14 protein-coding genes and 1 pseudogene are annotated in these 14,045 nt (G+C 37.1%); 11 read left to right on the forward strand and 4 right to left on the reverse strand.

Translation table 11 applies throughout. The features are described from left to right. Positions 1–54 precede the first annotated feature (54 nt). From EL079_RS01810 to EL079_RS01845, 8 genes and pseudogenes are all read left to right on the forward strand, one after another. On the forward strand, positions 55–837 hold the full coding sequence (locus EL079_RS01810; protein WP_003031314.1) for a nucleotidyltransferase domain-containing protein: 783 nt from the start codon (positions 55–57) through the stop codon (positions 835–837). A gap of 143 nt (positions 838–980) precedes the next feature. Further along, positions 981–1,543: pseudogene (locus EL079_RS01815) on the forward strand (TMEM175 family protein). Positions 1,544–1,693: 150 nt separating this feature from the next. After that, the gene (locus tag EL079_RS01820) at positions 1,694–2,032 is read left to right on the forward strand and encodes a hypothetical protein (protein WP_003031339.1); all 339 of its coding nucleotides are present in this window, start codon (positions 1,694–1,696) and stop codon (positions 2,030–2,032) included. A 190-nt stretch (positions 2,033–2,222) separates the two neighbouring features. Further along, positions 2,223–2,672: a MarR family winged helix-turn-helix transcriptional regulator gene (locus EL079_RS01825; RefSeq protein ID WP_003031337.1), complete on the forward strand. Its 450-nt coding sequence runs from the start codon at positions 2,223–2,225 to the stop codon at positions 2,670–2,672. 133 nt (positions 2,673–2,805) lie between these two features. Then, complete coding sequence (locus EL079_RS01830; RefSeq protein ID WP_003031322.1) at positions 2,806–4,203, forward strand: PTS transporter subunit EIIC; 1,398 nt, start codon at positions 2,806–2,808, stop codon at positions 4,201–4,203. A 3-nt stretch (positions 4,204–4,206) separates the two neighbouring features. Continuing rightward, positions 4,207–5,577, forward strand: a complete 1,371-nt coding sequence (locus tag EL079_RS01835) for a glycoside hydrolase family 1 protein (RefSeq protein WP_003031308.1) — start codon at positions 4,207–4,209, stop codon at positions 5,575–5,577. Next, positions 5,577–5,840, forward strand: coding sequence for a hypothetical protein (locus EL079_RS01840; RefSeq protein WP_003031341.1), 264 nt, complete (start codon positions 5,577–5,579; stop codon positions 5,838–5,840). The genes EL079_RS01835 and EL079_RS01840 overlap by 1 nt, the downstream gene beginning before the upstream one ends. A 361-nt stretch (positions 5,841–6,201) precedes the next feature. Next, a complete protein-coding gene (locus EL079_RS01845) occupies positions 6,202–6,891 on the forward strand; it encodes a YjjG family noncanonical pyrimidine nucleotidase (RefSeq protein ID WP_003031330.1) in 690 nt (229 codons plus the stop codon). A gap of 86 nt (positions 6,892–6,977) precedes the next feature. Here the strand turns inward: EL079_RS01845 and EL079_RS01850 are convergent, their stop codons facing one another. The 4 genes from EL079_RS01850 to gorA all read right to left on the reverse strand — a co-directional run bounded on the left by EL079_RS01850 (position 6,978) and on the right by gorA (position 10,625). Continuing rightward, entirely contained in the window at positions 6,978–7,319 is a 342-nt protein-coding gene (locus tag EL079_RS01850; RefSeq protein WP_003031328.1) for an MFS transporter, read from the reverse strand. Positions 7,320–7,420: 101 nt separating this feature from the next. Next, entirely contained in the window at positions 7,421–7,894 is a 474-nt protein-coding gene (locus EL079_RS01855) for a GNAT family N-acetyltransferase (RefSeq protein ID WP_003031318.1), read from the reverse strand. Between the two features lie 153 nt (positions 7,895–8,047). After that, positions 8,048–8,584 (reverse strand): biotin transporter BioY, encoded by a 537-nt coding sequence (locus EL079_RS01860; protein WP_003031329.1) that lies wholly within the window; start codon positions 8,582–8,584, stop codon positions 8,048–8,050. A gap of 691 nt (positions 8,585–9,275) precedes the next feature. Beyond that, the gene (gorA, locus tag EL079_RS01865; protein WP_003031332.1) at positions 9,276–10,625 is read right to left on the reverse strand and encodes a glutathione-disulfide reductase; all 1,350 of its coding nucleotides are present in this window, start codon (positions 10,623–10,625) and stop codon (positions 9,276–9,278) included. Between the two features lie 260 nt (positions 10,626–10,885). Here gorA and EL079_RS01870 point away from each other — a divergent pair, with 260 nt between their 5' ends. The 3 genes from EL079_RS01870 to EL079_RS01880 are packed head-to-tail and all read left to right on the forward strand — an operon-like array spanning position 10,886 to position 13,993. Next, the gene (locus EL079_RS01870) at positions 10,886–12,040 is read left to right on the forward strand and encodes an efflux RND transporter periplasmic adaptor subunit (protein WP_003031312.1); all 1,155 of its coding nucleotides are present in this window, start codon (positions 10,886–10,888) and stop codon (positions 12,038–12,040) included. Beyond that, positions 12,024–12,716: an ABC transporter ATP-binding protein gene (locus tag EL079_RS01875; protein ID WP_003024078.1), complete on the forward strand. Its 693-nt coding sequence runs from the start codon at positions 12,024–12,026 to the stop codon at positions 12,714–12,716. The genes EL079_RS01870 and EL079_RS01875 overlap by 17 nt, the downstream gene beginning before the upstream one ends. After that, the gene (locus EL079_RS01880; RefSeq protein WP_018543525.1) at positions 12,716–13,993 is read left to right on the forward strand and encodes an ABC transporter permease; all 1,278 of its coding nucleotides are present in this window, start codon (positions 12,716–12,718) and stop codon (positions 13,991–13,993) included. Before EL079_RS01875 ends, EL079_RS01880 begins: the two co-directional genes overlap by 1 nt. Positions 13,994–14,045 lie beyond the last annotated feature (52 nt).

Consider the following 14,045-nt stretch of genomic DNA (forward strand, 5'->3'; position numbering starts at 1 on the left):
TTTCTTGTAGTAATATAATGTATAATAAGGAAAAGTTTTATATCGGAGGAGAAAATGACAGTTTTTACACAACTTTGGAAAGCATTTTCCAATTTACCAGAAGTGACAGCGATTGCCTTAGGCGGATCTCGTAGCGGAGAAACTTATGATGAGACTTCGGACTATGATTTATATATTTACTGCACGAGCATTCCAGATGAAGACAGTCGGAAGTTGATTTTGACCCAATATTGTTCTTATATGGAAATAAGCAATCAATTTTGGGAATTGGAAGACGACTGTACCTTAAATAATGACATTGATATTGATATTCTTTATCGGAATATTCGTGATTTTGCGCGAGATATTGAAAATGTCGTCGAAAAGCACCAAGCAGGAAATGGCTACACCACTTGCTTTTGGCACAATTTAAAAACCTGCAAGATTCTTTATGATGCTAATGGAGAGTTCGGAAAATTGAAAAAACGGTTTGACGTTCCTTTTCCTCCAAAATTAAAAGACAACATCATTTCACGAAATTTCAGTCTGTTAACCGGGCATTTGCCATCCTATGATACGCAGATTTTAAAAGCGGCAAAACGAAAAGACTTTGTCAGTGTCAATCATCGGGTAGCAGCCTTTTTAGAATCCTATTTTGACATCATTTTTGCAGTTAATGAATTGACCCACCCCGGCGAGAAGAGAATGATATCATATGCAGCAGCGCATGCGAACCTTCTTCCTAATCAATTTGAGCAATCTTTAAATACTTTACTAATGAGCATTACTGCTAGCCCTGAAATTCTTGAAAAACAATTAAAAGATATGATTGCAAATTTAGCAGAAATTTTATCATAAAATTCTCTGCAAATTGAATTGTTGAGGACTAAAAAACGGCTTAAGCCGTTTTTTAATGCTTTTGATTTACAACTGTAAAAGTGGTATAATGTCACATATTTTAAAGAACTATTTAAAAAGAGAGAAAAATGAATCGTCAAGTAATGGATAAAGAGCGTTTAGGGCTTTTATTGATGCGGTGATTGCTATTATTATGACCATTTTGGTATTGAAACTGGAAAAGCCGAGAACCTTTGATTTACAAGGCCTATGGGAGCTCAGAACTAATTTTTTTGCCTATGGATTGTCCTTTTTCTGGCTCGGTGCCATGTGGGTAAATTTTCACTCTTCATCGCAGGTAGTGGAGAAGATTAGTCAAAAAACAGTCTGGGCTGCTATAGTCATGCTTTTCTTTTCATCATTTTTCCCTTATATGACAAAATTAGTTGCTTCAAATTTTAACAATGCTACGATGCGAGTATTTTATGGAGTCATTGTTCTGTTGATTTCATTCTCAGTCTTTTGGTATTATCACACATTGGTCGAAGTCAATCAAACAGCAGAAATTGAACAATTGAATATCAGTCGTTTGCATTGGATGAAGTGGGACATTGCAATTAAAATTTTAGGAATCATTCTTTCGCTGACGATTTTCCCAGCTGCAGAAATTGTTTCAGTGCTTATCACTCTTTGTGCACTTGTCATTCCAAATCAATTTAGATTATAAATGAAGAGAGTGTTGTTCCAGCTTTTTTCTAATAAGTCCAAAATTTGAAGATGAAGTAGCTGATTATGAAAAATATTGTTTGTTGGTACTGTATGATATAATAAGTCTTGCAAATTATAACTAGGAATAGTGTGGAAGTTCAAGATAACAATGGAACAAAAGGAAACAATTATTGAGCTCTTGGAAAGTAAGTCAATGAAACAACGTGAACTTGCTGAATCTATCTACGGAGAGGAAAATCACACATTGAATATCTTAGATGAATTAAAAAAACTAGAGACAGAAGAAATTATCATTCGTCATGACGATAGACATACCTATGATTCTTTAACAGATTCTGCTCTTTCTGTTTCACAGACTTCGCAAAGTACCATGCTTGTGCCTAGACCAACTGTCATGGAAGTTGAACAGTATTTGCAAGGGATAGTTGAAAGCGTTGATACCAAGATTTTTTACATTAAAGAGGGCAGTATCAAACCTAGAGTATAGCTTGAATGTATAGAAGTGATAGTGAGAAATTGACTGATTCGATTTTCATAGACTCATAGAGGGAGGGATGTTTATTTTCATACGAGTAGTGTTTATTGGAATAGAAATGCCCTCCATCTCTTTTAGTTTTACTAGTGCTAAAATTTTGTTATAATACATAGTATACAATAGAATTGACAGAAGGTAGCTTATGGGAAATCTGGTTTTACAACATAAAAATATAGGTATCGTTCGAACTTTACATAATCTCGATAAAGTAATTTTTAGACTAATAAATGACGAATTAGCTTCTTTGAATGTCAGCCATATCCAAGCGCTCATCTTAATTTTTTTAGCAAATCATCCCAATGAAGAAGTTTTCCAAAAAAATCTAGAAAAAGAATTTGGATTGAGTAATCCGACAGTGACGGCTTCTGTAAAATCTATGGAAACAAAAGGTTTGGTTAAAAAAATCAAAAGTCAAAAAGATGGTCGGTATTATGTTCTTTCCTTGGAAAATAAGGGGAAAGAGTTAGAACCTATGTGTAGTGATATTTATGAAAAAATCGAAACTCAGCTCAAAGGACTGTTGTCTATAGAACAGTTTGAACTACTTACTGATTTGAATCAAAAAGTAATGACACTTTCAAATAACAAATGATGAGATATACTATTTTAAGGTATATCTTTTTTTAAAATTTTTTTATGAAAGGGCTTTACAAAACAAAATAAATAGTATACAATGTAATTGTAAATGATATATCGTATACTATTTATTTTTAGAGGTGACTAAAATGGCTCAAGATTACAAAGAATTTTCTTCAAGAATTATTAATCTAGTGGGTGGTAAAAATAACGTTGCAGATGTATTTCATTGTGCTACTAGACTACGTTTCACTTTGAAAGATACTTCAAAAGCAGAAGCTAACATTGATGAGATAAAATCTGAAAAAGATGTTTTAGATGTCATTGTGCAAAATGGGCAGTTTCAAGTAGTAATCGGCCCTAATGTAAGTAAGGTTTTTGCAGTAGTAAATGAAAATTTAAAACTTGATAAAAATCAAGCTGGCAGTGAACAAGTAGAAGAAGTTGAAAAATCAACAATGGATAAATTTTTTGCAGTTGTATCTGGAATTTTTACACCAGTAGTACCAGTATTGATGGCTTCTGGTATGATGGGGGCTGTCATTACTATTGCAAAATTACTTGGTGTTCCCGAAACGAATAGTACCTTATATTTGTTTAATATTGTTTATGAGGCTGGTTTTTACTTTTTACCATTCTTTATTGCAGCAACATCGGCAAAGGCGTTCAAAGCTAATCAATTTTTATCAATGCTTGTAGCAGCGATCATGCTGTGGCCAGGGTTCGTTGGTTTTGCAGACAAAGGTATTAAGTCACTAGAATTTTTCTCTATCAATGTACAAGCAATTGATTATTCAAAAGCTGTTCTACCTATTATTTTGGGAATTTGGTTGCTCTCTTATCTTGAAAAATTCTTCAATAAGCTATTACCGGATATCATTCGAGCTTTTATGGCACCATTATTGGTTATGGCCATTATGCTACCAATTCAATTGATTGTCATTGGTCCTCTTGGTACAAATATTGCTAACGTTCTTGGAACTGGTGTTGTTTGGCTTGGTGACAATTTAGGTTTCTTTGCAGTTGCTCTACTTGCTTTCTTTACACCTGTGATGATTGCAACTGGTACACACTCATTCGCTTTCCCCGTTATTGTTGCGACACTAACAACTGTTGGTTATGATCAATTATTGATGCCAAGTATGGTTGCTGAAAATTTAGCGATGGCTGGAGCTGCATTTGCAATTGCAATGCTTTCGAAAGATAAGGATAAACGTGCTCAAGGAATCTCTGCCTCATTATCTGCAGTTCTTGGTATCTCTGAACCAGCAATGTATGGTTTCAACTTACCTTCTAAATATGGATTCTTAGGTTCAATGATTGGTGGTGCAATTGGCGGTTTATTTGCTGGAATATTCCAATTTAGAATGTATGCAATCGCTTCATCAAGTGTTGTTGGTATTCCAGCGATGTTTGGTGATAAAGGAGTATTTAATGTAATCATTGGTGTCTTAACAATTATTATCTCTTTTGTATCTTCTGCACTTATCACGATTGCACTATCAAAATCAAATATTAAACTTGATAAATTTGGTAAAAGGGGATAACAAATGAATAAAAAATTTCTATGGGGAGGTTCCACCTCAGCTTTTCAATTTGAAGGTGGAGGACTACTTGGAAAAAAAGGAAAAAGTATCTATGACATTCGTGAAGAAAAAACAGGGATTAGATATTCAGAAGCCTCTGATTTTTATCATCACTACAAAGAGGATATTCAATTACTAAAAGAAATGGGATTCAATTCATTTAGAATGTCCATTGCATGGACTAGGCTCTATCCAACAGGAGTCGAATCGTCTCCAAATGAAGAGGGGATTGCGTTCTATAAGTCAGTTTTCAAAGAACTCAAAAATGCTGGGATTGAACCAATTGTTACATTATTTCATTGGGATATGCCACAATACTTGGTAGATCATTATAATGGTTTCAAATCTAGAGAGATTGTAGCACATTTTGAAAGGTATTGTCGTACTTGTTTTGAGGAGTTTGGTCAATATGTCAAATACTGGCTTACACTTAATGAGAACAATCTTAGTTTATTAATCCCAAATATGTATCTCAAAGAGAAGGTTGCACCAACAGCTAGTGATTATGAACAAGTAAAATGGGATTGTTATTACCATTCAATGTTATGCCACTTTACAGCTGTAAAACTGTGCCACGAAATATTACCAGATGCACTTATTGGTAATATGCTAGCAAGTGCTTATGCATATCCGCTTTCTCCTAAACCAGAAGACGTAAAAGCAACATTAGAGCATAATCAAGCTACGATGTGGGATGATCTTGATTTTATAACCTCTTGCAAGATTGATAATAAATATCGAATGCAGTTAGAGAAAAAGGGAGTTGAAGTCGCAATTTCGGAAAAAGATATTGAGCTCTTGAAATCTTCTGAATCTAAAATTGACTTTATTTCTTTTAGCTATTATTATTCTCTTTGTATACAGGATGAAGGCGAAACGAAGGACACAAATGCTGAAACAATGCAAATGCTTTACCAAGGGTACACAAACCCATATTTGGATAAGACCACTTTTGGATGGCAGATTGATCCAATCGGATTACGAAATTTTATGAATGATGTTTATTCGCGTTATAAGCTGCCTCTAATGATCGTAGAAAACGGTTGTGGTGTTGAAGATGAAATTTTAACTGATGATAAAAAAGTTCATGATGATTATCGTATTGATTACTTGAGAGAGCACATCAGAGAAGTTAAAGCAGCTAGGGATGATGATTTTGTGCCAATCTTAGGATTCTTACCTTGGGGAGTTATAGATTTATACAGTGCAAGTGGGAATCGAAATAAACGCTATGGTTTTATCTATGTAGATTATGCTGATGGTCTTAAACGATATAAGAAAGATAGTTTTACTTGGTATCAGAAAGTGATTGAAAGCAACGGGGAGGTGCTATAATGCTTCAAATAGTTGAGAATATCTTGAAAGAGGGTAGAGAATTGGAATATATTTCTATCGCTAAAAAATTTACAAGAGATTTAAGCCAGCTGGGTAGTGTAAATTTTTCTAAAGTTTATCGTAACGATGAGAAAGTGTATATTGTAACAGATTGGAGTAATTACGACGCAGATGCTGAAATGGAATTATTTTTGAAATATAAAGCAGAAATGAAACCTTTATTTGTGTCTAATGCTGCAATGCGGTTAATTGAAATAAAATGATTATTAAAGCACTTGGTTTGTAAGTGCTTTTTCTATTAACATTAAGAATAAGTAATTGAGAGGAGAGAACCAATGAAAATTAAATGTATCGTGCTAGACAGAGTAAAAACCACTGATGCCAGAGGCTGTATGAAACGCAAAGAAAACTGTCATAAACTTTGGTAGCTAGTTTAAAAGCAGTCAATAAAGACAAATCTAATGATTTTTGTAGAAAGAGAATAGCAGTTGTTCTATATTAAAAGTGGACGATTAGCTGACAAAGCTAATCATTTTTTCTTTGCTTTGTGGTATAATAAGATAAATTTAGAATCTGAGTAAAATCATAAAATCTAGCACCTCCCTAGAAAGGAAAACGACAAAATTGCATTACAAATTTCTACTATTTGACCTTGACCACACCTTGTTAGATTTTGATTTGGCGGAGGATTTGGCTTTGACTGCTTTTCTAAAAGAGCAGGGTGTGGCTGATATTCAGGCTTATAAAGACTACTATATTCCTATGAATAAAGCTCTTTGGCGGGACTTGGAACAGGAAAAACTGACCAAATCTGAGCTGATTAACACACGCTTTTCTCGTCTCTTTAACCACTTTGGTATGGATAAGGACGGTGCCGAGTTGGCTCTCCATTACCAGCAGCATATTGCCCAGCAGGGTCAGACCTATACTGGAGCTAGTGAGCTCTTGGATATTTTGACAGAGGCAGATTATGAACTTTACGCTGCTACCAATGGTATCGGTTTCATTCAGACTGGTCGACTGGCTCACTCGGATATCTCCCCCTATTTTAATCAGATTTTCATCTCTGAGCAACTCCACACGCAAAAACCCGATGCTCTATTTTTTGAAAAAATAGCAGAGCTAATACCAAATTTTGACAAAAATCGAACTCTAATGATTGGAGATTCTTTGACAGCAGACATAGCGGGCGGAAACAATGCAGGCATTGATACGGCTTGGTATAACCCTAAAAGTTTGAGTAATCATACGCAAGCGAAACCGACTTATAATTTTCAGTCCTATCAAGATTTGTTGGATTTGCTGATAAAATAATAAGACAGAGATCATACCACCTCTGTCTTATTATTTTATAGTTTATTTTCGTGCTATCCAAGCCATTAGAGTAGAAGCTAGAATGGCTAGAAAATAATGACTACCATGGCTTTAGGAGTGCCATCTGAAAAAAGAGCGAGGAGCAAGGAAGAAAGGATCCCACTTTCGTATTGGAGAGAGCCAAGGAGAGCGGCTGCTGAACCTGTCATCGAATCCTCTGCGCTATTGAGAGCTGCGGCATTTGAACATGCTGCAACGATACCATTGGAACTAAAAATGAGAAGCATAGGAAAGACGACTGCCCAAAGACTACGAAAATTTCCAATATTAAACAGTAGTAGTAAAAGAGCAAAAGCAAGAGCACAGCTAGTGGCAATGCGCAAGAGATTTCGTAGAGAAAAACGATCAACTAACCGACGATTAAGCATACTGATGATTGAAACCCCGATAATATTGATACCGAAGAAAAAAACGTAATATTCTGCTTTGTCGCCGTTTTCTTCTCTTCTCTCTTATTCATGAACTTTTCCTATTTTTTAAAAACTTTTTCCATGATAGTTTCTTGTGGTTTAAAACCTTGATGTTCATAAAACCGTAAGGCACCAGCGTTATCATTCCATACATTAAGGGTTAAGTTGTAACAGCCCATTTCTTGGGCAAATTTTTCTGCAAAATGGCAAAGCTGCTCACCAATTTTTTGACCACGAGCACTTTCATCAACGCAAAGGTCTTCAATGAAAAGTGTTTTGATAGGTGTCAATACGAGACTGTGTGGTTCTTTAATGATGCAAAAGAGGTGACCCAAGATTTTACCTTCTTCATTTTCATAGACAAAGATTGGTGTATGTTCTTGAGACATCAGTGTTTTCAATTGTTCATCGTTGAATTTGCGACCACTCTCTTGGAAAATGTCTGGTCGGACGTTGTGATGAACAAGCAAGACTTGCTCTAAGAGATTATTGAGTGCTGGAATATCGCTTGGGACTGCTTTTCTAATAGGCATGGTGAGCTACTTTTGTGACTGTCAGTTATTTTTTATAAAATATAATAGGACTGTTGGTCATTTTTGTCAAGAAGAAAATGAAAAAATCTTTTTGAGCAATGTAAAAAGAACCCACAACACGTGAGTTCTAATAATGGGAGTGAGACAACTTTATCAATTTTTAAAGTAGGGATGATCTTTTAAGCTTTTAAAAATAGGTCTACTGATAAAGCTAATTGCAATCAGTTTTATGAGATCTGCTAAAATGAAGGGGATGACTCCGACTGTAATAGCTTTATCAAGTTGAAAACCTGCTAGAAACATTAAACCAAGTACACCACCGACAAAAACCAAAGCATCTCCGAGTAGATTTGATACGAATATCGTTAAAAAGCTGCTATTTTTGGAAGTTAGACTAGCTGTTACTAGGGCGTAGAACAAATAAAACCAGAGATAACCTGCATTTGGACCGACAAGTGCTTGAAATCCACCGTTTCCTCCTGCAAAGACAGGAAGACCAATAGCGCCTAAGAGAAGATAAAGAGCGACTGCTAATAGAGCTTCTTTTCGATGAAAAATAGTAGCCACTAGGCCAATTGCCATATTTTGCAAAGCAAAAGGCACTGGACCGATAGGAATGGTAATTTGAGCAAAAACGGCTATCAAAGCTGCGCCAATTGCTGGTAAAACGAGTGTAAATGATTTTTTCATAATTGTAACCCTTTGTTTTATAATATGGTAACTATTATAAAACAAATAAGAAAAATGTCAAGGGTTAAATAAAAAGGCGAAAGCATAGCCTGAATTCACCTTTTTATCAAAATATTTACTTTTTCCGCGATATTGCTTTCCTTTTATTTTTACTGCGAAGGAATAATATCAAAAATGCAATTAGTCCAAAGACATTTAAAAAGATAAGTAAGACAGTTGTCAGAATTGTTTTGGTCTTTTGCATAAAAGCACCTCCTCGTAAAATCACTTTAATATTATCATAACAAAATGTACCTCTTTATCAACTAAAAAATCACAGGAAAAAGGAGAGACTGGGCAAAAATTGTCCCAGTTTCTATTAGATTTAGTAATAAATGAATAACGTAGCTTCAACAATTCAGTGAATTGTTAAAGGCGGGAAATCAGCCTTGCACAGCAAGCCACTATGATTGGGCTCTTCATTCACTGTTCAAGCTCGGAAGAGCACCTAATCACCCTTGCGGGGGTTGGACTACGAACTAAAAATCGAAAACTTTTAGTTCTGTCCCACTCCCTAGCAGATAATATGAAAGAATAAGTTATGGAATGAGAAGAAGTTATCGTGTAAACTAAAATAGTCAGAGACGTTGGCAGCCATTCTGACTATTGAGATAAAGTTGGAAAAATTCGGGGAGTAAGACATTTATGATGCTCAACGCATGGTGACAAACTCTTCTGAACCGGTTGGGTGAATGGCGACAGTCGCATCAAAATCTGTTTTGGTAGCTCCCATTTTAATAGCAACAGCAAAACCTTGAATCATCTCATCAACACCGTAGCCAATAGCGTGGAGACCAATGACTTTCTCATCTGGTCCCGTTGTAATGAGCTTGAACTTGGCTTGTTGTCGGTGTTGGGTGACAGCTGAATACATGGAAGCAAAGTTAGAAGTGTAAATATGGATATTTTCTGCTCCGTATTGTTGAATCGCCTGTTCTTCGGTCAAGCCAACTGTTCCAATCGCTGGGTGAGAGAAGACAACAGTTGGAATGTTAGAATAATCCATTTTAGCTTCAGTTTTTCCATTAAATAAGCGTTCGGCTAAGGTACGACCTGCTTTGATAGCAACAGGGGTTAATTCTTTTTCGCCTGTAACATCTCCTAGAGCATAAATACCCGATGTTGCTGTATTTTGAAATTCGTCAACTGCTATAAAGCCACGAGAATTTAGGGTAACACCAGCCGCCTCTAAATTCAACCCTTTGGTGTTTGCAATGCGCCCAGTTGCCCAGATGACGTGTTGAGCGGTGTGGCTCGTTCCGTCCTCGAAGGTAATACGAATCGCTCCGTTTTCAAGTTTTTCAAGCCTTTCTGGTATTTTGTGCGTATGTAGAGTAGGACCTGATTTCTTCATTTCTTCCACAAGACCATCGATGATATAAGAATCAAAATTGCGGAGAGGACGATCTCGACGAACGAAAAGGTCTGTTTTTACACCCAGAGCATGAAGAAATCCAGCTAGTTCAACTGCGATATAGCCGGCACCAAGAATGGCAACGGATTGAGGGAGTTTTTCCCATGCAAAAACATCGTCAGAGGTTTCACCGAATTCTGCTCCGGATACTGCTGGAATATGAGGGTGAGCACCAGTTGCGATGACAATATGCTTGGCTTGGATAAGCTCGCCGTTGACTTCAACTGTATGGCGGTCTATGAATTTGGCGCGACCTTCAATCAACTCAACGCCATTTCGATTGAAACTATTATTGTAAGAATTGCGGGCACGATCAATATAGGCTTCGCGATTCTTCCGAAGCGTCTTAAAGTCAAACTGCTGATTATCCGAAGTAAAACCATAGTCTGGTCCATAATCGCGAATGGCTTCGGCAATCTGGGCGCCATACCACATGATTTTTTTAGGAACACAGCCGACGTTGACACAGGTGCCCCCTAATTTCTTTTCTTCAATAACGGCAGCTTTTGCACCGTGTTCTCCAGCACGGTTCATGGTTGCAATTCCTCCACTACCGCCACCAATGGCAATGATATCAAATGTTCTCATACGAGTCTCCTTTTTATCTGTAGTATGAAATTATTGTAACGTTTTTAGAAAATGATTGCAAAAATCTGCTACAAAAATTAATGAAAGACTTGATTATTCAACTGTATTATTGTATTATATATTTAACACAATATAAAATAACTAGAAAGAAGGTAGATGAATGTTAAAAGAGTAAAGGATTTCTTATAGACGTTATCTTATTTTTAATCGTATGTGTTATAATATAAAAAATAGACCGTTTTCATCAGGAGGAGAAAGAGATGAAAAAATTGAAAAAGTGGCAGTTGTACAGCTTGATTGGTGTAACTGTGGTTGTCGTTTTAGGAGCGATAGGTACGATGTTATTGTTTAATGGTAATAGTACTGCTGATAAAGATAAAGAAGAAACGATTCAAGTGCAGAAAGCAAAAGAAGGGTCAGTTGCTTCATCTGTTTTGCTGTCAGGAAATGTTGCAGCTAATAATGAGCAATATGTCTACTATGACGGGACAAAGGGCGATTTGGATAATGTTCTTGTAAATGTTGGAGATCAAATTACAGCCGGACAAGCTTTAGTTCAATACAAGAGTGTTGAAGCACAAGCTACATATGATGCTGCTGTTCGTGCTTTAAACAAGATTGAACGCCAAATTTATGATTTGAAAACGTATGGAACAACTGTTGATGTGACGGGTGATGAAGCGGCAGATAATAAAACAACTGCGTCTGCACAACGTTCGGTGGATTCTCAATTAAAGGATTTGCAGGACAATCGCGCAGATGCTGTGGACAATATCAATAAAGCACAGGCATTACTAGATGCAACGACTGTCACCAGTACAAATAATGGAACTGTAGTAGAAGTCAATCGAGATGTTTCTAAGTCTACGACAGGTACTAATCAAACACTCGTTCATATTGTCAATAACGGAAACCTCCAAGTGAAGGGAGAGCTATCAGAGTATAATCTGGCAAATCTTTCAGTCGGACAAGAAGTGACGATTACGTCCAAGGTCTATCCAGATAAGAAATGGACTGGGAAAATCAGCTATATCTCAAATTATCCAAAAGACAGTCAAAATACAGCAGCAGCTGGTGCAGGTACTGCAAATTCAGGAGCAAAATACCCCTATACAGTAGATATTACAAGCGAAATTGGTGATTTGAAGCAAGGATTTTCCGTCAATGTTGAAGTAAAAAACAATACAAGAGGGATTCTAGTGCCGGTCAGCAGCGTTGTTTCTGAAAACAATAAAAACTATGTTTGGACACTAGAAAAAGGAACTGCAAAAAAAGTGCAAGTGACACTAGGAAATGCAGATGCTAAAAATCAAGAAATCTCATCTGGTTTGACAAAAGATAGTAAAGTTATCACCAATCCAACAGATAGCTTGAAAGACGGTCAAGAGGTGAAATCGTATGAAGAAACTCATTGATTTAAAAAATGTTAGCAAAAGTTATCGTAATGGAGATCAGGAGCTTCAAGTTTTGAAAGATGTTCATTTAGAAGTTGAAGAAGGTGAATTTGTTGCGATTATGGGGCCTTCTGGCTCAGGAAAGTCAACCTTGATGAATATCATTGGTATGTTGGATCGCCCAACGAGTGGTGAATATTACTTGGAAGGTGAAGAAGTTGCCAAGCTCAGTGAGAAAAAGCTAGCCAAAGTGCGTAATCAGCAGATTGGCTTCGTTTTCCAACAATTCTTCCTCTTGTCAAAATTAAATGCTCTTCAAAATGTAGAACTTCCTTTGATTTATGCAGGGGTTTCTCAATCCAAACGGAAAGCTTTAGCAGAGCAATATCTTAAAAAAGTTGAGTTAGAAACGCGGATGCACCATTTACCATCAGAACTTTCTGGTGGGCAAAAGCAACGGGTGGCTATTGCGCGTGCCTTGGTCAATCATCCCTCCATTATCTTGGCAGATGAGCCGACGGGAGCCTTGGATACTAAGACGGGTGAGCAAATTATGGAATTGCTGACGGAGCTAAATCGTGAAGGAAAAACCATTATCATGGTCACTCATGAGCCTGAGATTGCAGCCTTTGCAAAACGACAAATCGTTATTCGAGACGGTGTCATCTCGTCAGACAGTAAGAAAGGAGAAGCATGATGCAGAATTGGAAATTTGCAATCAACTCCATTATGGGGCATAAAATGCGCTCTTTCTTAACGATGTTGGGCATTATCATTGGTGTTATGTCTGTTGTGGTTATTGTGGCTCTAGGAAGTGGTATGTCCAATGCCTTCACAGATGTTTTGGGTGGTGCCCAGCAAGATGTTTCTTTATTTTACTCACACAAGAGAAGTAAAAACGGTGATGGTGTTATGACGTATCAAGAGATGCGTGACGATGCTGAAAGTGGAAATGGTGATGAGACAGTTTCGACAGAAGAAGAGCCTCAAATCCAAGAAGTTTGGGTCAAGCAAGCGGTTAATGATATTAGCGGAATTGACAATTATTATGTTACAAATAACACAACCGCTACAGTAAATTATGGTAAGAAAAAGGCGGACAATATTCCTATAACAGGTATCAATTCCACTTACTTTACGGTAAAGAAATACCAAATCGTTGCAGGACGGACATTGAAATCAAATGATTATCAAACATTTGCAAGAGTTGTATTACTGGATACGAAACTAGCTGATATTCTTTTTGGAGGTGCAGATAAGGCGCTCAATCAGATTGTCCAGCTGGGATCTAATAATTACCGTGTGATTGGGGTTTATAAAGACCCGAATGAAACGCGAAATCGCTTAGCCAATATGAACAACGGAAATTTACTAATGGCTAACACTCAGTTGGCAGCTGAATACAATGTTGCTGAGATTATGAATGTCGTGGTACATGTTAAAAAATTAGATGATGTGCTGAAAGACGGAAGCGCAGCTGCGCGCTTGATGACAAAATTGTCTGGTGTGAGAGAAGGCGAGTACCAGATGTTTGATCAAGCCAGTCAATTGGCTGCGATCCAAAGTCAGGTTGCCATTGTGCAAGTGGTTTTTGGAGCGATTGCCGGGATAGCACTTCTCGTTGGTGGTATCGGTGTCATGAATATTATGCTTGTATCGGTAACAGAACGAACCCGTGAAATCGGTCTTCGGAAAGCCCTTGGAGCCACACGTGGTAATATCTTGATGCAATTTGTCATTGAGTCAATGGTGTTGACAGCGATTGGCGGTTTGATTGGGCTTGCTTTAGCAGCTCTTATCGTGGCATCTATCGGTCATAGTTTGGATGCATTTTTCGGAGCTCCACCTACCATTACGACAGTATCTGCTGTCGGAAGTGTGCTCTTTTCTGCAACTATCGGGATTGTTTTCGGTATTTTGCCGGCTAATAAGGCTTCTAAATTAGATCCGATTGAATCCTTGCGTTATGAATAAAAAACTGACCGTTGCAGTATGAGAAAAATATTTTACAAAAAAACTCCAACAG

Origin of the sequence: Streptococcus anginosus, assembly GCF_900636475.1 — a bacterium.
In the GTDB taxonomy this organism is placed as follows: Bacteria; Bacillota; Bacilli; order Lactobacillales; family Streptococcaceae; genus Streptococcus; species Streptococcus anginosus.

What these genes read in the sequence shown, in the direction of transcription:
- EL079_RS01810 (WP_003031314.1), top strand. Translation starts at nt 55, where the DNA reads ATGACAGTTTTTACACAACTTTGGAAAGCATTTTCCAATTTACCAGAA.
- EL079_RS01820 (WP_003031339.1), top strand. Translation starts at nt 1,694, where the DNA reads ATGGAACAAAAGGAAACAATTATTGAGCTCTTGGAAAGTAAGTCAATG.
- EL079_RS01825 (WP_003031337.1), top strand. Translation starts at nt 2,223, where the DNA reads ATGGGAAATCTGGTTTTACAACATAAAAATATAGGTATCGTTCGAACT.
- EL079_RS01830 (WP_003031322.1), top strand. Translation starts at nt 2,806, where the DNA reads ATGGCTCAAGATTACAAAGAATTTTCTTCAAGAATTATTAATCTAGTG.
- EL079_RS01835 (WP_003031308.1), top strand. Translation starts at nt 4,207, where the DNA reads ATGAATAAAAAATTTCTATGGGGAGGTTCCACCTCAGCTTTTCAATTT.
- EL079_RS01840 (WP_003031341.1), top strand. Translation starts at nt 5,577, where the DNA reads ATGCTTCAAATAGTTGAGAATATCTTGAAAGAGGGTAGAGAATTGGAA.
- EL079_RS01850 (WP_003031328.1), bottom strand. Translation starts at nt 7,319, where the DNA reads ATGCTTAATCGTCGGTTAGTTGATCGTTTTTCTCTACGAAATCTCTTG.
- EL079_RS01855 (WP_003031318.1), bottom strand. Translation starts at nt 7,894, where the DNA reads ATGCCTATTAGAAAAGCAGTCCCAAGCGATATTCCAGCACTCAATAAT.
- EL079_RS01860 (WP_003031329.1), bottom strand. Translation starts at nt 8,584, where the DNA reads ATGAAAAAATCATTTACACTCGTTTTACCAGCAATTGGCGCAGCTTTG.
- gorA (WP_003031332.1), bottom strand. Translation starts at nt 10,625, where the DNA reads ATGAGAACATTTGATATCATTGCCATTGGTGGCGGTAGTGGAGGAATT.
- EL079_RS01870 (WP_003031312.1), top strand. Translation starts at nt 10,886, where the DNA reads ATGAAAAAATTGAAAAAGTGGCAGTTGTACAGCTTGATTGGTGTAACT.
- EL079_RS01875 (WP_003024078.1), top strand. Translation starts at nt 12,024, where the DNA reads ATGAAGAAACTCATTGATTTAAAAAATGTTAGCAAAAGTTATCGTAAT.
- EL079_RS01880 (WP_018543525.1), top strand. Translation starts at nt 12,716, where the DNA reads ATGCAGAATTGGAAATTTGCAATCAACTCCATTATGGGGCATAAAATG.